The sequence below is a fragment of the Arthrobacter sp. 10N44_2 genome (genome assembly GCF_056394385.1).
Genome location: NZ_JBFTHT010000001.1, coordinates 20010 through 38744, shown reverse-complemented (window position 1 = coordinate 38744; position 18735 = coordinate 20010). Strand labels below are relative to the sequence as shown.

Here is an 18735-nt window from a genome sequence, read left to right as displayed (position 1 = left end):
GCCGCTTCCTACGCCAACTCCGATTTCAACCAGAACATCAGATCCACTTGTTGTGTTTGAACGTCAGGAACAGGATCCCGCCCATGCCGAGCATGAGCGCGAGTGCCATCGGATAGCCGAAGATCCAGTCGAGCTCGGGCATGTCGCGGAAGTTCATGCCGTAAATCGAGGCGATCAACGTCGGCGCAAACAGGATGGCAGCCCACGACGAGATCCGCTTGACCTGCTCGTTCTGGGCGAAGCTCGACTCCGTCAGGAGCCGCATTTCGTCGTTCTGCCGCTGGGCAACCAGGGCCGCGTTGACGGCCAGCGCGTTCTGCAGCAACGCCCGGAAGGCAGACACCCGCTCCCCCAACCTGATGGCGTGGTCCAGGACGTCGCGGAAATGATCCTGCAGTTCGGGGTCCGGCACGCCGTCCGGTCCGCCGCCCATGAGGCTCTGCAGGATTCCGGCCAGCGGGGCCGTGGCACGCTGGAACGTGATGACCTGGCGGGAGAGTTCATAGATCCTGCGCGATACGCCGGGGTCGGCAGCGAACAGGTCGTCTTCGATTTCATCGATATCGTTTTCCAGCCCTGCCGCCACCGGCTCGTACTCGTCCACCACCTGGTCCAGGATCGCGTACAACACCGCATCCGGTCCAAGCGCCAGGAACTCCGGCTCGGACTCCATCCGCCGGCGCACCCGGGCCAGGTCGGGAGACTCCGCCCGGCGGACAGTCACCACAAAGTCCGGGCCGGAAAACACATGGATCTCGCCGAACTCGACCTTCTCCACGTCGTCCAGGTACCGCGCGGGCCGCAGCACCAGGAACAACGTCTCGCCATAGTGCTCCAGCTTGGCCCGCTGGTGGCCGGCGAGCGCGTCCTCCACGGCCAGGTGGCTCAGGTCAAATTCCTCGGCCACAGAGCGCAGCTCCTCGGCTTCGGGCCGGTAGAGCCCGATCCAGGCCATGCCCTGGCGCTGCCGCAGCAAAAAGTACGTCTCCTCGAGCCCTTCCGGGTCGGCGGTCCGGTGACCGTCCACATAGACGGCGTTGTCAATAATCGTCACGGCCGCGCCTCCTCTTCAAGGCATTCGCTTTGCTGTGACGTTATACCGTCCCCGGGCCGGTGCCAACAGCCCGCACTGCCCCGTGGGCGCCGCTGGTTTTCCGGGAACATTCCCCGGAAAGACTGCCGGGAAGAACTACGCCGACGGCCGCCGCCAGGGCTCCAACGCACAGATGCTGGCTTGGGGCAGATCGCCCGAACCGTGCACACCCTTTGCCCTGAGCCCCGCCAGCCCTCAGCACGCTTAGTATTGAGTGGACTGGCAGGCCGGCAGGGATAGCCTGTGCGCCCTGCCCGCAATCGAAAGGTACGGCCGCCATGACCGAGACACCCCGCAGATTCGACCCCACCAATCCAGACGACGCCTCCACCTCCCAGTACGCGGGGTCCGCTGACGCCACGCCCGGGCCCTCGTCCGCCGAGCAGGGCCTCAGCACGGACGTGGCCGCGACCGGCACCGATGTGGCCGCCACGACGGCGGGGCGCGCCGAAACCTCCCGCCCCGAGGAACCCACGGCTCAGGCTCCCGCGCCGGCTCCCGCTCCGGACACGCGCCAGGTCACCCGTGCGGGAATGGTTTGGGCCGCGGTTGCGTGCGCGCTCGTGGTGCTGATCCTGCTGATCGCTTTCATCCTGCAGAATCAGGAATACGTGCAGGTGAAGTTCTTTGGCCTCGAAGGCTCGGTCCCGCTGGGCATCGCCTTGTTCATCGCGGCCGTCGGCGGCGGCGTTCTGGTCGCCATCGCCGGAGCCGCCCGCATCATTCAGCTCCGGCTCGCCGCGCACCGCGTCCGGCGGCAGGCCAGCCCGGGCACGCGCACGCGCTGACGCGGAAACCGCCAGGCGCTACCCTCTTTCCATGCGCGACGCAGAACCCCGGGCCCAGGCAGCCATCACCACCGCCGCGGCGGACTGGCCCGACGTCGAGCGTCTCTTTGGCGTCCGCGGCGAGCCCTCACGATGCTGGTGCCGGTTCTTTGCCTTGACCGGCCTGCAGTGGTCCGCGTCCACCCCGGAGGAGCGGAAGAACCAGTTGCGGGACAAGTTCGACGGCGGCCAGCCGGCGCCCGGGGTCCTGGCCTTCCGCGACGGGAATCCGGTGGGCTGGTGCGCCGTCGAGCCCCGCGGGTGCTACCCAAGGATCCTGCGCTCGAAGGTGCTGGCGTCGGCCCCTGACGCCGCCCGGGATCCCGGCGTGGACCATGTGTGGTCCGTCAGTTGCTTTGTCGTCTCCCCCGGCCACCGACGGACCGGCGTGGCGGGGGCGTTGCTTGCCGCCGCCGTCGAACACGCCGCCGCGCACGGCGCCACGGTGGTGGAGGGTTATCCGGTCGACCCCGCGCAACGGCCCAAGGCCGGCCCGGCAGACCTCTACCACGGCACGCTGGGACTCTTTTTGGCGGCCGGCTTCACAGTAGTCAGCGGCGAAGTGGTCAGCGGCGCGGTGCCGGGACGCGCCGTCGTCCGCCTGACGGTGCCCCGGCCCGGCAGGAACCGCGGGCGCTAAGGCAGGGTCAGGATCACCGGCCCGTCGGCGGTGATGGCAACGGTGTGTTCGCTGTGCGCGGCGCGGCGGCCGTTCGCTGAGCGGAGGGTCCATTCGTCGTCGTCATGGTAGTAGTCGTCCTTGCGGCCGAGAATCAGCATTGGCTCGATGGCGATGACCAGGCCCTCGGTCAGTTTGATGCCGCGACCGGGACGTCCGTCGTTGGGCACGTGCGGCTCGGCGTGCATGGTCCGGCCGATCCCGTGGCCGCCGTGGTCGGCGAGCAGCCCGTAGCCTGCCCGGCGCGCTGCCCCGCCGATCGCGTAGGCGAGATCCCCCATCTTGTTCCCGATCCTTGCCGCTTCGATCCCCCTGGCCAGGGCGGCGTCCGTGGCGTCGATGAGGGCCTGGTCCACCGGGTCCACGGTCCCCACGATGAAGCTGACTGCCGCATCGCCGCACCACCCGGCCAGGAACGCGCCGCAATCCACGCTCAGGAGGTCCCCGTCCTGGAGCCGGTACTCGTTGGGGATGCCGTGCACGACGGCGTCGTTGACGGAAGTGCAGATGACCCCCGGGAACGGCACTGACGCCCACCGCGGCCGGTAGTTCAGGAACGCCGGGGTGGCTCCCGCGTCGGCGATTGACGCTGCGGCGACATCGTCCAGTTCCTTGAGCGAAACGCCGACGGCGGCCGCCTCCCGGACCCGGGCGAGGGTGGTGGCGACCACCCGGCCGGCCTCGCGCATCAGTGCGATCTCTTCGGGACTCTTGATCATGGACATGGCTTTCCCTTCCGACGCGGAGCCGCGGCTTGCTGGCTTCAACTCTAAAGCCCGCCGCGGCGTGTCTACAGTGGCCTCATGACCACCACGGAACTCATTGACGCGATCCGCGGCAGCCTCCAGGCTGCTGCCGATCCTGGCCGCGCCGCGGGGGCACAGGCCTACATGAAATCGCAGATGCCATCCCTGGGCGTGCGGGTTCCCGAGATTCGCAGCATTGTCAGGGCCGCGGCCGCGAACCACCCGCCGGGCAGCCTGGCGGAACTGCAGTCCGCGGTTCTTGTGCTGTGGCGCAACGCCGGCCACCGTGAGGAACGCTATGCCGCGATCGAGCTCACGGGGCTCAAGCCCGCAGCCGGGGAACTGAGCATGCTGGCCCTCTATGAGGAAATCATCCGCACCGGAGCCTGGTGGGACCTGGTGGACGGGGTGGCCCACCGGCTGGGCGCCCTGTTGCAGGCCCACCGGGCAGAACTGACGCCGGTGCTCGAACGCTGGAGCCGGGACGAGGACTTCTGGGTCCGGCGGGCCGCGATCACCGCACAGCTGGGGGCGAAGGGCGCCACGGACACGGAGCTCCTGGCCGCTGTGATCGAGGCCAACCTCGAGGACCGGGAGTTCTTCATCCGCAAGGCGATCGGGTGGGCGCTGCGCCAGTACGCCAGGACGGATCCGGCCTGGGTGAAAGCGTTCGTGCGGCGGCATGCGGACCAGCTCAGTCCGCTCTCGCGCAAGGAAGCGCTCAGAAATCTGGCGGCTTAGCCAGAATCAGCGCTAGATGATCGGCCGCGTCGTGACCGGCTCGTCCGACTTGGTGAACAGCAGCTTGGTCTTCGGGTCAAGGAAGATCAGGTACAGCGCGAACAGCAACGCAATGATCGCCGCGGCGTTGCGGGCCAGCGCCAGGGCCAGGCCCAGATCCGCGGTCTGCAGGTACGGGAAGACGTCGAGCTGGTCCGAGATCGCGTACACCATGAAGAAGGACACGATGAAGTAGAGCGCCTTGACCTGCCAGTCGTCGCGGATGCCCGTGACGGCGAAGAGCGGGATGAGCCAGACGATGTACCAGGACTGGATCATCGGGGACAGCAGCACGACGGCGGCGAACGCCAGGGTGAGCCGGCGCATCAGGCGGTCGTAGTCGCCGCGGAAAATCTGCCAGGCGACGATGCCGACGGCGAGCAGCTTGCCGGCGTCGAACGCCCACTTGGCCAGTCCCCAGCCGTCGAGCCCGAAGGCGTTGGAGATGGAGGCCACGATCAGGCCCACCAGGCCAACAGGCGCGTACCAGATCCAGATGCTGCCCGGGGCGGACAGCCCGTTGATCCAGCCGAAGCCGAAGCCATTGACCCGGCTCATGAGATAAAGCAAGGCCAGGCTGATGCCGGCCGTGAGGGCCCAGAAGACGAACTTGCGCGGCCAGCTGGCGCCCTTGCCCGCCCAGAGCAGGCCGATGAACGGCAGGAAGACCACCGTGATGGGCTTGACCGAGATGGAGAGCGTGACCAGCACGATGCCGAGGATGACCCGGCGCGTGGCGCAGTAATAAAGGCCGGCCAGGGCCAGGCCGATCATGAGGGCATCGTTGTGGACGCTGGCGATGAAGTTGGTGAGGAACAGCGGGTTGGCCGCCGTCAGCCACAGGGCCCGGTTCGGGTTCACTCCGTGCAGTTCGGCCAGTTTGGGCACGTAGATCACGCAGAGGACCACGCCCACCAGGGCCGCGATCCGGAACAGCATGATGCTGCCTTCAGGGTGCACGTTGGTGGCCCAGACCACGAACTGTTCGATCCACAGGAACAGTTGCCCGTAGGGGACGGGGGCTTCGGTCCACATTCTGTCGGCGCCCAGCTGGAAGTAGTTGGACAGCGCCGAAATGCCGTTTTCGTAGGGGTTGAAGCCCTCCACCATGAGCCGGCCCTGGCCGATGTACGCGTAGACGTCGCGGCTGAACAGCGGCACAGAGAACATCAGCGGCAGCCCCCACGCCGCCGTCGCCTGGAGCGTGGCCTTGCGGGCGCCGGCCCCCCAGACCCGGACGCGCTGGCCGAGCCGGAGCCAGGCGCGGACCAGCAGCATGCCGCCGAAGGCCAGCAGGACAATGCAGAGGGCGACGCCCAGGGCCTCGGTGCGCATAAAGATGAACAGCGGGACGCGGCGGAGTTCGGACGCGGGGGCAAGCCAGCCGACGCCGATCGAACCGATCGTCATGAACAGCGAGCCCAGGAACCCGGCAAGGATCGGGGACCGCGGGTTGTCGACGTCGCCGACGGCCCCTTCCCCCTCAGTGGAGGCCACAGCCGGGGTGAGCGCGGTCCGGCCGGACGCGGAGGGGCGGGACGTGGACGGGCGGGACGTACCGGCAGCCGTTTCCCCCGCCGCAGGCACAGGCGCCGTCATGTCAGGATCGTCCAATCTGTTGTGGGCCACAATTCCGCCCACAGCCGGCCGCAGTGTCCGGCCCGGGGCGCCGCGTCGAAGAAATCAGTGCCGAAATAATTCGGCGGCCGCGTATTCGAAATCCTAGCACCGGACGGCTCTGTGGCGTCGGAACGGTAGGCTGGGCGGGTGCCTATTACTAACGAACGCATCGTCTGGATCGACTGCGAAATGACCGGCCTGGACACCAAGAATGACGCCCTTATCGAGGTGGCCGCGCTGGTGACCGATTCGGAGCTCAACATCCTGGGGGACGGCGTCGACGTCGTGATCAAGCCCGACGACGCCGCGCTGGCCCAGATGAACGACTTTGTCCGCGACATGCACACACGCTCCGGCCTGCTGGCGGAGCTTCCGCACGGCAAGACGATGGCCGAAGCGCAGGCAGCGGTGCTCGCCTACATCAAGAAATGGGTGCCGGATCCCCGGAAGGCGCCGCTCGGCGGCAACTCGGTGGGCACCGACCGCGTGTTCCTTGTCCGCGATATGCCCGACGTGGTGGAGCACCTGCACTACCGGGTCATCGATGTGAGCACCATCAAGGAACTCTCCCGCCGCTGGTTTGCCCGGGCCTACTTCCAGTCCCCGGCCAAGCTGGGCGGCCACCGGGCGCTCGGCGACATCAAGGACTCCATCGACGAACTCCGGTATTACCGCGAGGCCGTGTTTGTCCCCGCGCCGGGCCCGGACAGTGCCACGGCGCAGCGGATCGCCAAACGCGTCATGGGCGGCGAACCAGCCGAGCCCACCCCGGCGGAGTAGCGGCCGCACACCTACCCTCCGCGCAGCGGGGCCGGTGAAACGTCGCCGGGGACGTGGCGCGGAAAAGTAATCTGCGCCACGTTTCGCGGAAATTTCGGCGAAAATCGCAAAAGTGGCAAAACCACCCCCAAACAGCAGGTAAGCTATTTGTCGTTGCCTTTCCAGCCAGCCGGTTCGCCGGAGGGCCTGATATGGCACATGGTGGGCGTAGCTCAGTTGGCAGAGCGCCTGGTTGTGGTCCAGGAGGTCGCGGGTTCAACCCCCGTCGCTCACCCTCATGAAGGACGGCAGTGATTGTCCGACCTTTTCCAAAGGCCGCACCGGTTATCCGGTGCGGCCTTTGTTGTCTGTATGGGAAGGAATCGCAGTGAAGCGCAAGCTGTTTGAAGAAGACCACGAGATGTTCCGTGAGATGGCCGCCGAGTTCAACGCGCGCGCGGTCGCTCCCCACTACACCCAGTGGGACGAGGACCACATGATGCCCCGGGAACTGTGGTCCGCTGCCGGCGAGCAGGGCCTGCTGGGCCTGGCCGTGCCGGAAGAGTTCGGCGGCATGGGGATGTCCGACTACCGCTTCCGGACAGTGCTCGATGAAGAATTCGCCAAGAGCAACCACCTCGCGGTCGGCCTGGCGTTCCACCTGCACGATGACATGGTCCTCCCCCACCTGCTGGCCTACGGCTCCGATGACCTCAAGGCCCGCTGGCTCCCGGGCATGGTCTCGGGCGAAAAGGTCACCTCGGTCGCCTGGACCGAACCGGGGGCCGGCTCCGACCTGCGCGGCATCCGCACCAAGGCGGTCCGTGACGGCGACGACTGGCTGATCACTGGCCAGAAAACGTTTATCGGCAACGGCATCTCCGGCGACGCCTCCCTGGTCCTGGCTCGCACCGACGGCGGTACCGGACGCGGAAACCGCGACTCGTTCTCGCTTTTCATGGTCCAGAAGGGCGAGGGCTACAACACCGGCAAACAGCTGGACAAGATGGGCCTCAAGGCCTCCGACACGGCCGAGCTGTTCTTCGACAACGTCCGCGTCCCGCACGCGGACCTCGTCGGCGAGGAGGGCAAGGGCCTGCAGTACGCGGCCGAACAGCTCCCCCAGGGCCGGCTGGCGATCGCCGTGGCCAGCTCCGCCGTCGTGCGCGCCACCTACGAGGCGACTGTCCGCTACACGAAGGACCGCAACGCGTTCGGCGAGCGGATCATCGATTTCCAGAACAGCCGCTTCGAACTCGCCGACATCCTCACGGAGGTCGAGGTCACCGAAGCGTATGTGGACCAGGCCATCCTGGCGTTCAACGCCGGAGAGCTCGACGCCGCAGGCGCCGCCCGTGCCAAACTGTGGGCGTCCGAGCGCGCCAAGTCCGTCACGGACCGCTGCCTGCAGCTGCACGGCGGGTACGGCTACATCATGGAATACCCGGTGGCCCAGGCCTACCTCGCCGCCCGGCTGCTGACGATCTTCGGCGGCACCAACGAAATCATGCGCGACGTCGTCGGCCGCACCATCGCCGGCTGAGACGCCGCGACTCCACCTGCACCCGAGGAACTTTCCTGATATGACCGTCCTGCCCATCACGATCTGGGGCGAGCCCGTGCTGCACCGCCGGGCCGCGGAAGTCGAAGTCTTCGACGACGAGCTCCGCAGCCTGATCGCCGACATGTTCGAGACCAACGACGCCGCGAACGGCGTCGGGCTGGCGGCCCCCCAGGTGGGGGTCGGCAAGCGGCTCTTCGTGTACAAGTACGACAACGACGACGGCGCCGCGCCCACCGGCGTCGTGGTCAACCCTGTCCTGACACTTTCCAAGATCTCCGGCGCCCTGCCGGACCCCGACGAGGAAGAGGAAGGCTGCCTGTCCTTCCCCGGCGGCCAGTATCCGCTCAAGCGGGCGGAATGGGCGAGGGTCCAGGGCTTCGACGGTGACGGGAAGCCGGTGGAATTCGAGGCGACCGGCTGGTTCGCCCGGGTCATCCAGCACGAGTACGACCACCTCGATGGCAAGCTCTACGTCAACCGGCTCATTGACCGCTATGCCCGCCGGGCCATGAAGCAGGCCAAGCGCAGCGGCTGGGGCGTTCCCGGCCTGACCTGGATGCCGGGAGTGGACCCGGACCCGTTCGGCCACTGACGGCCGCGGCTGGGCGCTGCTGCACGCGGATTTCCCCACGTTTGACGCCGATGCGCAGGAAATCGCCGGCGGTTTGGCGGGACGCGCCGGCGGCGGGTCCCAAAGGTGGGGAATTTCGGCGGGATTTCCCCAGTTCAGCAGTGACCCGGCCAGCCGGTTCCTTTAGGTGCGGTCGACGGCGGCCAGAATGGCGGCGCCGAGCTCGGCCGGCCTGGTGAACTGCGGCCAGTGTCCGGTAGGCAGGTCCACATAGTCGACCTGGCGGATCCGTCCGAGCTCCGCCACGAACGGGTGGCCGCCGGCAACCATTTCCGTCAGCATCGAGGACGGGAATTCGCAGGCGATGATGGTGACCGGAACCTCGAAGCGGCGTTCATCCGAGAGCTGCTGCCGGTCCTGGGCCACGCCGCGGGGCTGCGGGATGGCACGGGCACGGAACATGGCGCGCAGCTCGTCGGTCAGGTCGGTGAGGTCCTGGTCCTCGAAGAGCTCCCACGGCGGCAGCGGCACCTCGTCGCCGTCGGCCGGGAGTTCGTCATTGATGACCCCGCCCTCCCCCAGCGGTCCGCTGTCCACGTAGACAGCCCGGGCCACCCGGTCCGGGCGGGCGTCGACGGCGCCGTGGATGATGGCCCCGCCGCCGGAGTGGCCCACCAGGACCACCGGCGCGTCGAAGGAATCGATCTTCTCCACGACGGCGTCGATGTGGGTGCGCAGGCCGATCCCGGCGCGCGGCGCATCCGCCGACTCCAGGCCCGGCAGGGTCAACGGATGGACCTTGTGCCCGGCCGCGGTCAGCGGCGGGGTGACGTCCGCCCACGACGAGGCGTCCAACCAGAATCCGGGTACGAGGATGATGTCCATGCCGGTACCCTACCGGTCGAGTACCAGCTCCACCACCTGATATGGGTCCTCGCCCGGGACCAGGTTGTGCATGGTGATGCGTCCGCCTGTGCCGTCCGCCGGGTGCAGGTGGATCTGCCAGCCCCAGTCCGGGCCGGTCGGCGCCTCATAGGAGCCGTTGAGCCGGAGGACACCGTCGCCGCCCACAGTGCCGGAGAACTGCATCAGCGCCTTGCCCGTGTGCCAGGAGTCCAGCCACACAGCGGTGGCGGGATCCGCGCCGGACGCGCCGCCGGCCAGGATCAGGAGGCCTTCCTGCGGGCTCTCACCGTCTGACCAGGTGTAGGCGACACTCGCGAAGTGTGCGGCGGTCACCGTCACCGTGGCGGTGGCCGCCGAAGCCTTGTAGTCGTCCGTGGGCATGAGCCGCAAGCGGTTTTGTCCCTGCCAGGCGCCAAGGAACGGTGTCACGTATTTCACAATGTCCATGCTGCAGTCTACTGAGCCAATCGATCCTGCTCAGTCCTTGGCCGGCCTTTCGAGGCTCGCCGCGAAGTCCGGGACGTAGCGGAACAGTTCCCGCGGCGGGCGCGTGTAGTTGACGGCCTTCGGCCGCTCCGGCAAGGTCACCTGTTCTGTCCGTACTTCGGTGTAGTCGATGCTGGAGAGCAGGTGGGCGATGAGGTTGATCCTTGCCCGGCGTTTGTCTTCGGCTTCCACCACGTACCAGGGAGATTCCGCGGTGTCTGTCTGTACGAACATGTCGTCTTTGGCCCTTGAGTAGTCTTCCCAGCGCAGGATTGCCTCCCGGTCCATCGGCGAGAGCTTCCATTGCCGCATGGGATCATCCATCCGGGATTTGAACCGCCGCTCCTGTTCCCCATGGCTGATCGAGAACCAGTACTTGAAGAAGAGGATGCCGTCCTGGATGAGGAGCCGTTCAAAAACCGGGCACTGGGCCATGAAGCGTTTGTGCTCCGCCGGGGTGCAAAAGCCCATCACGTGTTCGACGCCGGCGCGGTTGTACCAGGAGCGGTCCATCAGGACGATTTCCCCGGCGGCCGGCAGATGCGCCACATAGCGCTGGAAGTACCATTCACCGCGTTCGCGCTCAGTCGGCGCCGGCAAGGCGACTATCCGGGCAAACCGCGGATTCAGGTACTCGGTGACCCGCTTGATCGCACTCCCCTTGCCGGCTGCATCCCGCCCCTCGAAGATGATGAGGACCCGCGCCCCGGTGCTCCGGACCCACTCCTGGAGGGCAACCAGTTCCGCCTGGAGCCGCAGAAGTTCGGCCTCGTAGATTCCGGCATCGAGCCGGGCCGGCCGCCGTGCGGAGCCCTTCTTGTGGCCGGCGTGCCCCTTGCCTGATTTGTCCGTGCGATGTGCCATGGTTTCCGTTCCAGCATTTGGGGCGCGCGGTTTGTCCCGCCGCGCCCATTCTCGCCGTGCATCAGAACGGCTGCAAGGGTCCTCCAGCCCGGAAGCCGGGACGGGCGCGTCAGCGCGGCACGATCGTCTGTTGCCCTGGGCAAGAGGCCAGGATCCGTTTCATCGCCTCCTTCTCTGCCGCAGTAACCCACAGCCGGTAGGCCGCCTTAACCGAAATTTGGCGGGCGACGTAGTGGCAGCGGAAAGCCTTGTTTGGCGGCAGCCAGGTGGCGGCGTCGGAGGCACTCTTGTCCTGGTTGGCGGGACCGTCGACGGCGATCAGGTTGAGCGGATCGTTGGCCAGGTGTTCACGCTGCTGCGAGGTGAGCTGCTGGGCGCCCTTTTGCCACGCGTCCCCCAGCGCCACGACGTGGTCGATCTGCACCGCAGCACTGGTTTCGGCGCCGCGCCGGAACACGATCATGCGGCCGGTGTACGGTTCCTGGAACGTGCCGCCGGCCACCTGGCAGCGGGAGCCACTGACGAATTCGGCGGCCGCCAGGTCGCGGCGGAGGATGTCGTTGCGCGTATCGCAGCCGTTGCGGTCGACGTCGAGCCACGCCTGGCCGAAGGCGCCCCGGTCATAGTTGTTCTTCGCCGACCGTCCCTTGACCGCGAGGGTGTCGAGCACGCCGGCAGCGCTTCCCTGCGGCACGGCCCGGACGGCGTCCACCGCGTTCATCCACCCTCGGGCAATGACGGGGGCCTCGCGGGGGCCGGCGATTTGCGGCTCCGCGGCGGCAAACTGGCCAGCCGTGAAGAACCAGACCAGACCGCCCAGGACGGCCAGGCCGGCCGCGGCCAGGAGAATCCAGGCCTGGCGGGAGTGGCGGCGGGCGCGGCGGAAATCCATCCAGGTGACGGTCATGTGGGCGGCCGCTCGCGGCGTTCTGGCTGCACGCCCTGAGCCTATGCGGACGCCATGCCACTCGGGCGGTTGTCCACAGTGTTGGGGACCGGTGGCGGAACGCGGGGGCCTATTGCTCCCGTGTGACCCGTTTCAGGTCTTCGTTGGCAAGATCCAGCAGGCCCTGGAGCTGGGTCACCCGGTCGTCGTTGACTTCACCGGACTGGCGTTTGACGAGGGCGTCGTCCAGCAGCCGCTTCGCTTCTTTCGCGTTGCTCCGCGCGACGTCCAGCGCGTGTTCCAGGGTGGTCTCGTGTTCAACAGCCGGGTTCGGTTCCATGGCTCCATTGTGGTTCCCTTTCCCGGCCGATTCCAGTGCATCGGCCGGGAAAGGAGGAACATGTCCCGGTCAGGGACATTCGCCCTGACTAGACCTCGACGGGCAGCCCTGCGGCCTCGAGGATGGACGCAGCGTCCTTAGCGGGGAAGGACGGCGGGTTGACCCCGGCCATTTCCTCCATGACGCGGACCACCTGGCAGCTGTAGCCGAACTCGTTGTCGTACCAGACGTACAGGACGAGGTTCTTCTCGTTGGAGATGGTGGCCAGGCCGTCGACGATGCCTGCCCGGCGTGAGCCGACGAAGTCCGTGGAGACAACCTCGGGCGAATCGATGTAATCGATCTGCTTGCGCAGCTCGGAGTGCAGCGACATTTCCCGCAGGTAGTCGTTGACCTCGTCCTTGGTGGTGCCGTTCTCCAGGTTCAGGTTCAGGATGGCCAGCGAGACGTCCGGGGTGGGGACGCGGATGGAGCTGCCCGTGAGCTTGCCGAGCAGTTCCGGCAGGGCCTTGGCCACGGCCTTGGCGGCACCGGTCTCGGTGATCACCATGTTCAGCGCGGCAGAGCGTCCACGGCGGTCGCCCTTGTGGAAGTTGTCGATCAGGTTCTGGTCGTTCGTGAAGGAGTGGACCGTCTCCACGTGGCCGTGCACCACGCCGTAGCGGTCGTTGATCGCCTTAAGCACAGGGGTGATGGCGTTCGTGGTGCAGGACGCCGCCGAGACGATCGTGTCCGAGTCGTCGATGGTGCCGTGGTTGATGCCGTGCACGATGTTCTTCAACTCGCCCTTGCCCGGTGCGGTGAGGAGAACGCGGGCAACACCCTTGCTCAACAGGTGCTGGGACAGGCCCTCGGCGTCGCGCCAGCGGCCCGTGTTGTCCACGACGAGCGCGTCCTGGATGCCGTAGGCGGTGTAGTCCACCGTCGAGGGGTTGTCCGAGTAGATGACCTGGATCTGGACACCGTTGGCCGTGATGGTGTCGTTTTCGAGGTCAACCTTGATGGTGCCTTCGAAGGAGCCGTGGACGGAGTCGCGGCGCAGCAGGCTCGCGCGCTTGCTGAGGTCGTTGTCTGAACCGCGGCGGACCACGATGGCACGCAGGCGCAGGCCGTGGCCGCCGCCTGCCTTTTCGATCAGGAGCCGGGCCAGGAGCCGGCCGATGCGGCCGAAGCCATAGAGGACGACATCGGTGCTGGTGCGGTCGTCGCCGCCGCGCTTGCCGACAACCTCGGCGAGTTCGGCGCGGAGGAACTCATCCAGGCTGGCGCCGTCGCCCTCGGCGCGGTATTTCTCGGTGAGGCGGGCAATGTCGATCGCCGCGGCGCCGAGGTCCAGCTTGGTCAGGGCCTCCAGCAGCGGGGCCGTCTCCTCAAGGCGCAGTTCTTCCTTGCTCATCCGGCGGGCGAAGCGGTGGGCCTTGAGGATATTCATGGTGGACTTGTTGATCAGGCTGCGTCCGTGGATTGAAGTCACCACGTTGTTCTCGCGGTACAGCCGGCCGATCACGGGGATCATCGCCTCGGCGAGTGCCTCACGGCCCATCCACGTATCAAGACAAGAATCTGACGTCTGGCTCACAGAACTACCTTCCTAGAATCCACCCCCTACGTCCTCGTAGGGGGAAGTCGGCCGCCGGAGGGTGTCCGGTACCGGGCACCGGCGGGGATTCGGTCCACCCCGGGCGCCTCATCGAGCGCAAAGAAAAACCGCCGGCTGCGAACGCAGACCCGGCGGCAGAACTTCTACGTTCACCATCAATTCTAAGGGCGGCCAGCCAGGGTGGGGTGCCTGTTGCGCGTGAATTGACTCACACACTGTCCGGGGCCACGTCGAAGTCGGCAAAACCATCCGCGCCGGGCGTCAGCCCCGCCGCGTCCTCAAGGATCATGTCGACGGCCTTTTCCGCGATCATGATGGTGGGTGCCTGGGTGTTGGCACTGACCAGCCGGGGCATGATCGAGGAGTCAACGACCCGCAATCCCTCCAGCCCGTGGACCTTCAGCCGCGGGGAGACAACGGAATCGTCGGTGGTACCCATGGCGCAAGTGCCGACCGGGTGGTACGAGGTCCGCCCGTAGGAGCGCACGAAATTCACGTACTCGTCGCGGGTTGCCACCCGGGAGCCGTCGCCGATGTGCTCCTTCTGGATGAACGCCGCCATCGATGACTGCTCCATGATCTGCCGGCTCTGCTGCACCCCGGCGATCGTCATCTCCAGATCGTAGTCATCCGCCAGGAAATCCGGATCGATGAGCGGTGTCATTGTGGGATCTGAGGACGCGACGCGAACTGTCCCCCGGCTGCGGGGGCGCAGGAAGTACGAGTTGAGCGTCGCCCCGAATCCGGGCCGCAGCGACGCAATGCCCGGCTCCGACCTCGCCGCGGGCAGGAAGTGGAACTGCAGGTCCGGGGTCTTCTCATCTGTGTTGGCGTAGCTGAAGCCACCGGCCTCGACGAGGTTGGACGCGAACGGTCCCGAGCGGAAAGCCAGATACTCGAGGCCCGCCAGCATTGTCGCCGGGCGCACCCGATTGAACCGGTCCAGGCTGTGGTCATCGGTGAGTTCGTAAATGATGTCCAGGTCAAGGTGGTCCTGCAGGTTCTTCCCGACCCCGGGCAGGGCGTGGATCACGTCGATGCCGGCGGCAGCAAGGTCTGCCGGGTCGCCGATGCCTGAAAGCTGCAGCAACTTGGGCGAGCCAAACGCGCCGCTGGCGATCAGCACCTCGCGCCGGGCACCGTAGGTTCGCGCGACTCCGCCTTCAATCGCCTGGATGCCGACGGCGCGGCCATTCTTGATGACCACCTTGGAGACGGCCACGTTGACGCGGACAGTGAGATTGGGCCGCCTGCGCGCGGGTTTCAGATACGCGACGGCTGCGCTGCACCGGCGCCCATTCCTGGTGGTGGTCTGGTAGAAGCCAACGCCCAACTGCTTCGCCCCATTAAAATCGCTGTTGTAGGGCAGCCCGAACTCCTGGCCCGCCTGCACGAATGCCGCCGAGAGCGTGTGCGGACGCCGGAGGTCAGAGACGCCGAGCGGCCCTGTGGTTCCATGGTGGGGTCCTGAGAGCCTGGTGTTTGACTCCGAGCGAATGAAATACTTAGACACCTCGGCGGCGGACCAGCCCTCACATCCATAGTCCCCGGCCCACCCGTCGTAGTCCCCAGCCACGCCCCGGGTGAAGACCTGGGAGTTGATGGACCCGCCGCCGCCAAGCCCGCGGCCTTGAGGGAGCGGGATGCTCCGGCCATTGCTGTGCTTTTGCGGAACACTGCTATAGGCCCACTGGTACGGTCCTCCCTTCAATCTCGGGAAGCCCGCGGGCATATGGATGAAGGGATGGCGGTCGGACCTGCCCGCCTCGAGCAGAAGCACACGGACTGAGGGGTCTTCACTCAATCTGCCGGCCAGAACGCTGCCACCTGTGCCACCGCCGGCGATGACATAGTCGTATGCTGCGTCATCCGGCACTATGACTCCTCAACCATCGCATGCACCGTTATCTGAAGCGTTCATTGAAGTGTCGGGGCTCGCCGGGATGATGTCAAGCATGCCTCAAGGTTTTCCCAAGCTTGCAACTGTGCAGGCACGCGACCCCCGGCCGGCAGCCTGTGACGGCGGAATCCCGCTCCGGGCAGGACAGGGAAACGGGCCACGTTAAGTGGATGGGTTGACCGACACGCCGGGTTCTGGACGATTAGTTGCCCAGAAAGGGGTGGGGGCTAGGCCCGGGGTAAACCGGGGTCATCAAAGGCTAGGAGCCCATCCGTGAGGGCTGGCGCGTGGTGGCATCGTCCGGCCATAGGTGGGCGGACGTCTGGAGGATCTCAGTAACCTCTTTGTGCCCTAGCCGGTGGGGCCAAGGCCACAGGGGACATGCCACAGGCGATCAGCTGCGCGGCTTCTTAGTGCCGGAGCTCGTGCCAGCCCGTCCGGCGGCGCGGAAGGGGATGACCGCCTCAGCCGCAGCGAAGCAGGCAGCCAAATGTGTGCGCCTTGAACCCGGCGCCTGGGTTTGGGATTCCACCGCCGGCACTTACTACGCCATCCCTACCTTCCGGGGAGCTTGTCGTCCGGGCGACGCCGCAATCTCTATCCGCAGCAACACCCGTCCTCAACTTGGTAACGAACCAACTCATGGCCGATCCCACACTGACCCTATTTACCGGCTCCGATCTTGACTTCACCGTTGACAAATCCGCCGGGCGTATCGCGTGGCTACGCAGGCGTCCGCGACGTCACCGGGCTGATGACCGGTGTCGCCTCGGGAACCGTGACCGTGAGCGGTGATGGCTCGACCGCTAGGTGCACGTTAGAAGACGTGAAGCTTGCTGCCATGTCGCAGACACACGCCGACGAACATGGCCAGTTCCACTTTGCCACCGGTGTCATGGCGACGTCCGTGTCCCACGTCAACACCATCAGCTCCCATTGCGCGAAGTTCGCGCTTTTGTGCGTTCCCCTAGCCGTGGCCAGCCATTAGCGACACGCGGATACTACGACAAGGCACAGTCACGGCGTCGACATGGGGCTATCGGTCTCCATGAACCAGGCCGCGTTCTCGTCGGCGGCCAAGAGTTCGGTGTTCCAAAGTTTCACGATGTTGTCCCGTTGCTCACTATTCAACTGGGGAAGACGCCGGCGATGAAGTCCGAAAATCGCGACCTTGTTAGATCTTGCCGAGTTGACTAGCTTCATCACGTCTTTGTGCTCCCGGGGCCACTTGGTGAAGAGCGTGGCTGCCATTTTGGCGCTGTGCTCGTACAAGCTCTCCTGGCCGGTGGTGACGAGATAGGCGCAGTAGAGGAAGAACTCGGTGGTCCCGGACAGCTCCTTCTCAAAGAGATCTTCAAGAGACCTGCCGGCGTATATGGTCTCCAGCTCTGACATTAGTCCCCGCACGAGTCCGGCATCCATGAGGTAGGGGGTAATGGTGGGCATCGCGGAGTCCGCGAATTCGCCGGCTCGGTCCTCTGCAGCGAATGCGCCGAACGATTTCTTGATGTGGGAGTGGTAGTTCTGGGGCGCAGCTCGACGGAAAGTCTTGATTGCCGTTTCGGTAAAGAAGTCCCGGACCAGCGTTCGGTGTACGAAGTGGTTTTTTGCATCCAGTACCAAGTAATAGCGGGCGGCCAAATGGTTCGCCACTACGAGCTTGAGGAGTTGCTGCCCCCGCCATCCTAGGGGGTCGTGGCCGGGCAGCAAGGTAGAAGCCTTGACGTAGTCGATTTTCGCCGCCAGCCCGGGCGCGATGCGGGATTCAGTGCTGGTTTTCAGGAAGCCCTCCAGCCGGGCGTTGTCCTGTCCGTTCAGCACAACGATGTATCGGCCGATATTTGAGTGGTCCAGGAGCCGGTCCACCGAGAGGATCTGGAGGACCGTAAGTCGGATGTCTCCCTCGAAAGTGATGGTCACGAGGTCAACGTCTTGGGAGTCTCTGGGCATGGCCCAAGATTAGCAGCGTCCCTTGAGGACGATAAATGAAGCCCTGCCCTGGTCCTTAACGTCTTCGTCGCCACCGAGCGCTGGAACCCCTCCCGCATTCCTCGCGTCTTGGGATGACGACGGGGACCACGCGCATTCGGCCTGGATCCCGGCCGGCAACGTCTGTCGCGTCTCCGATTCCGAATGGGAGATAGAGGACTGCCCGCGGTGCCCGGAGCAGCTCCGGGCCATTCGTTGTGGCAACGGCTGCCCGGGTTCGTGACTGCATAGGCTCCAGAATGCCGCCGAAAAAGGGCGAGTCAGCCCCATGATTTCAAGACCACGGGTCCGAATCTGGGGCGTCAACATCGCCAGTGCCAACCGGCACCCTGTGCGTATGATGCTGAACGGCTCCCCCCAAGGGGCTCGTGGGCCCCGACCTGACACGACAATAGGCATGCGGCCTTTGAATTTCCCTGCAGCGGACTCGCGGGGCTATGGGCCCTGCGTTACGTTGGTAGGAACCCCAGGAGTCCGATTCCTGATCCTATAGAGCAGCGCCTCCACGTCTTCCGCAGAGAACATCATTCCTACTCGCATGTACGTGCCATACTGCAGGGCCAGCCAACGGACGGTGGACCCCGGAGAATAGCCGAAAGTCCCCGAGCTCACGCGGGAATCAGGCCAATGGGTGGATGGGTTGACCGATACGCCGGGTTCTGTGTTCCCGCGCTGTTGCCGGCGCGGGAGTAGCGACCATCCATCTACGGACGCCGTTGCCGACGCCCTCCAGCGGCCTACCCGAACACTCGGGCGAGCAGCCCTCAAACGTGTCCTGTCTGGCCTTGCTCCGGGTGGGGTTTACCTAGCCTTCCCGGTCACCCGGGAAGCTGGTGGTCTCTTACACCACCGTTTCACCCTTACCTGCCCTGCGGCCTGTGCAAGCACACGCCCCACGCAGGCGGTCTGTTCTCTGTGGCACTGGCCTGCGGGTCACCCCGAGTGGGCGTTACCCACCACCCTGCTCTGCGGAGCCCGGACGTTCCTCGAGCCACTTGCGTGACGCGCGGCCGCCTGGTCAACCCATCCGCTGTTCATTCTACGTTCTCCCGGCCGTCGCAGCCGCACCGCGGCCTTTCGGGGCTGCCGGTGGGAGAATTTAAGCAGCGTTCCTGCTAGTCAAGG

The 18735-nt window shown here is 66.0% G+C and carries 18 protein-coding genes, 1 tRNA gene and 1 other RNA gene; 8 read left to right on the top strand and 12 right to left on the bottom strand.

Annotation, left to right across the window (positions count from 1 at the left end; translation table 11 throughout):
* Positions 1–37: 37 nt before the first annotated feature.
* Complete coding sequence (locus tag AC1DBX_RS00210) at positions 38–1054, bottom strand: magnesium and cobalt transport protein CorA (protein WP_079554707.1); 1017 nt, start codon at positions 1052–1054, stop codon at positions 38–40.
* A 317-nt stretch (positions 1055–1371) separates the two neighbouring features.
* On the opposite strand from AC1DBX_RS00210, the gene AC1DBX_RS00205 reads away from it, so the two are divergent.
* Both AC1DBX_RS00205 and AC1DBX_RS00200 read left to right on the top strand, forming a co-directional pair.
* Positions 1372–1881 (top strand): LapA family protein, encoded by a 510-nt coding sequence (locus tag AC1DBX_RS00205; RefSeq protein WP_476849002.1) that lies wholly within the window; start codon positions 1372–1374, stop codon positions 1879–1881.
* Positions 1882–1912: 31 nt separating this feature from the next.
* On the top strand, positions 1913–2560 hold the full coding sequence (locus tag AC1DBX_RS00200; RefSeq protein ID WP_476930788.1) for a GNAT family N-acetyltransferase: 648 nt from the start codon (positions 1913–1915) through the stop codon (positions 2558–2560).
* Here the strand turns inward: AC1DBX_RS00200 and map are convergent.
* Positions 2557–3324, bottom strand: a complete 768-nt coding sequence (gene map, locus AC1DBX_RS00195) for a type I methionyl aminopeptidase (protein ID WP_459385064.1) — start codon at positions 3322–3324, stop codon at positions 2557–2559. The genes AC1DBX_RS00200 and map overlap by 4 nt on opposite strands.
* Positions 3325–3402: 78 nt before the next feature.
* Between map and AC1DBX_RS00190 the strand changes: the two genes are divergently transcribed.
* The gene (locus AC1DBX_RS00190; RefSeq protein ID WP_476930787.1) at positions 3403–4086 is read left to right on the top strand and encodes a DNA alkylation repair protein; all 684 of its coding nucleotides are present in this window, start codon (positions 3403–3405) and stop codon (positions 4084–4086) included.
* Between the two features lie 12 nt (positions 4087–4098).
* On the opposite strand, the gene mptB is transcribed toward AC1DBX_RS00190, so the two are convergent.
* Positions 4099–5724, bottom strand: coding sequence for a polyprenol phosphomannose-dependent alpha 1,6 mannosyltransferase MptB (gene mptB, locus AC1DBX_RS00185; protein WP_476930786.1), 1626 nt, complete (start codon positions 5722–5724; stop codon positions 4099–4101).
* Positions 5725–5892: 168 nt separating this feature from the next.
* Between mptB and orn the strand changes: the two genes are divergently transcribed.
* The 4 genes from orn to def all read left to right on the top strand — a co-directional run bounded on the left by orn (position 5893) and on the right by def (position 8660).
* Complete coding sequence (orn, locus tag AC1DBX_RS00180) at positions 5893–6525, top strand: oligoribonuclease (protein ID WP_476848997.1); 633 nt, start codon at positions 5893–5895, stop codon at positions 6523–6525.
* 201 nt (positions 6526–6726) lie between these two features.
* Positions 6727–6799 (top strand) — tRNA-His (locus AC1DBX_RS00175).
* A gap of 93 nt (positions 6800–6892) precedes the next feature.
* Entirely contained in the window at positions 6893–8047 is a 1155-nt protein-coding gene (locus tag AC1DBX_RS00170) for an acyl-CoA dehydrogenase family protein (RefSeq protein WP_476848996.1), read from the top strand.
* A gap of 40 nt (positions 8048–8087) precedes the next feature.
* Positions 8088–8660 carry a peptide deformylase gene (gene def / locus AC1DBX_RS00165; protein ID WP_476848995.1) on the top strand — a complete coding sequence of 191 codons (573 nt, stop codon included), beginning with the start codon at positions 8088–8090 and terminating at the stop codon, positions 8658–8660.
* Between the two features lie 162 nt (positions 8661–8822).
* Here the strand turns inward: def and AC1DBX_RS00160 are convergent, their stop codons facing one another.
* The 7 genes from AC1DBX_RS00160 to AC1DBX_RS00130 form a co-directional block, all read right to left on the bottom strand.
* A complete protein-coding gene (locus AC1DBX_RS00160) occupies positions 8823–9524 on the bottom strand; it encodes an alpha/beta fold hydrolase (RefSeq protein WP_476930785.1) in 702 nt (233 codons plus the stop codon).
* A 9-nt stretch (positions 9525–9533) separates the two neighbouring features.
* A complete protein-coding gene (locus tag AC1DBX_RS00155; RefSeq protein ID WP_476930784.1) occupies positions 9534–9992 on the bottom strand; it encodes a DUF1579 family protein in 459 nt (152 codons plus the stop codon).
* 30 nt (positions 9993–10022) lie between these two features.
* Positions 10023–10895, bottom strand: a complete 873-nt coding sequence (gene ppk2, locus AC1DBX_RS00150; RefSeq protein ID WP_476873712.1) for a polyphosphate kinase 2 — start codon at positions 10893–10895, stop codon at positions 10023–10025.
* Between the two features lie 109 nt (positions 10896–11004).
* On the bottom strand, positions 11005–11802 hold the full coding sequence (locus AC1DBX_RS00145; protein WP_476930783.1) for an HNH endonuclease family protein: 798 nt from the start codon (positions 11800–11802) through the stop codon (positions 11005–11007).
* Positions 11803–11911: 109 nt separating this feature from the next.
* The gene (locus AC1DBX_RS00140) at positions 11912–12121 is read right to left on the bottom strand and encodes a hypothetical protein (protein WP_018773403.1); all 210 of its coding nucleotides are present in this window, start codon (positions 12119–12121) and stop codon (positions 11912–11914) included.
* 88 nt (positions 12122–12209) lie between these two features.
* Positions 12210–13700, bottom strand: a complete 1491-nt coding sequence (locus tag AC1DBX_RS00135; RefSeq protein WP_476856933.1) for a glyceraldehyde-3-phosphate dehydrogenase — start codon at positions 13698–13700, stop codon at positions 12210–12212.
* A gap of 229 nt (positions 13701–13929) precedes the next feature.
* A complete protein-coding gene (locus AC1DBX_RS00130; RefSeq protein WP_476930782.1) occupies positions 13930–15597 on the bottom strand; it encodes a GMC family oxidoreductase in 1668 nt (555 codons plus the stop codon).
* An 865-nt stretch (positions 15598–16462) separates the two neighbouring features.
* Between AC1DBX_RS00130 and AC1DBX_RS00125 the strand changes: the two genes are divergently transcribed.
* A complete protein-coding gene (locus tag AC1DBX_RS00125; protein WP_476930781.1) occupies positions 16463–16609 on the top strand; it encodes a hypothetical protein in 147 nt (48 codons plus the stop codon).
* 29 nt (positions 16610–16638) lie between these two features.
* Here AC1DBX_RS00125 and AC1DBX_RS00120 read toward each other — a convergent pair whose 3' ends face one another.
* Both AC1DBX_RS00120 and rnpB read right to left on the bottom strand, forming a co-directional pair.
* The gene (locus AC1DBX_RS00120) at positions 16639–17571 is read right to left on the bottom strand and encodes a DUF6492 family protein (protein WP_476930780.1); all 933 of its coding nucleotides are present in this window, start codon (positions 17569–17571) and stop codon (positions 16639–16641) included.
* A 671-nt stretch (positions 17572–18242) separates the two neighbouring features.
* An RNA gene (gene rnpB / locus AC1DBX_RS00115) (RNase P RNA component class A) lies at positions 18243–18636 on the bottom strand.
* Positions 18637–18735: the final 99 nt, after the last annotated feature.

What these genes read in the sequence shown, in the direction of transcription:
- AC1DBX_RS00205 (WP_476849002.1), top strand. Translation starts at nt 1,372, where the DNA reads ATGACCGAGACACCCCGCAGATTCGACCCCACCAATCCAGACGACGCC.
- AC1DBX_RS00200 (WP_476930788.1), top strand. Translation starts at nt 1,913, where the DNA reads ATGCGCGACGCAGAACCCCGGGCCCAGGCAGCCATCACCACCGCCGCG.
- map (WP_459385064.1), bottom strand. Translation starts at nt 3,324, where the DNA reads ATGTCCATGATCAAGAGTCCCGAAGAGATCGCACTGATGCGCGAGGCC.
- AC1DBX_RS00190 (WP_476930787.1), top strand. Translation starts at nt 3,403, where the DNA reads ATGACCACCACGGAACTCATTGACGCGATCCGCGGCAGCCTCCAGGCT.
- mptB (WP_476930786.1), bottom strand. Translation starts at nt 5,724, where the DNA reads ATGACGGCGCCTGTGCCTGCGGCGGGGGAAACGGCTGCCGGTACGTCC.
- def (WP_476848995.1), top strand. Translation starts at nt 8,088, where the DNA reads ATGACCGTCCTGCCCATCACGATCTGGGGCGAGCCCGTGCTGCACCGC.
- AC1DBX_RS00160 (WP_476930785.1), bottom strand. Translation starts at nt 9,524, where the DNA reads ATGGACATCATCCTCGTACCCGGATTCTGGTTGGACGCCTCGTCGTGG.
- AC1DBX_RS00155 (WP_476930784.1), bottom strand. Translation starts at nt 9,992, where the DNA reads ATGGACATTGTGAAATACGTGACACCGTTCCTTGGCGCCTGGCAGGGA.
- ppk2 (WP_476873712.1), bottom strand. Translation starts at nt 10,895, where the DNA reads ATGGCACATCGCACGGACAAATCAGGCAAGGGGCACGCCGGCCACAAG.
- AC1DBX_RS00145 (WP_476930783.1), bottom strand. Translation starts at nt 11,802, where the DNA reads ATGACCGTCACCTGGATGGATTTCCGCCGCGCCCGCCGCCACTCCCGC.
- AC1DBX_RS00140 (WP_018773403.1), bottom strand. Translation starts at nt 12,121, where the DNA reads ATGGAACCGAACCCGGCTGTTGAACACGAGACCACCCTGGAACACGCG.
- AC1DBX_RS00125 (WP_476930781.1), top strand. Translation starts at nt 16,463, where the DNA reads ATGTCGCAGACACACGCCGACGAACATGGCCAGTTCCACTTTGCCACC.
- AC1DBX_RS00120 (WP_476930780.1), bottom strand. Translation starts at nt 17,571, where the DNA reads ATGCCCAGAGACTCCCAAGACGTTGACCTCGTGACCATCACTTTCGAG.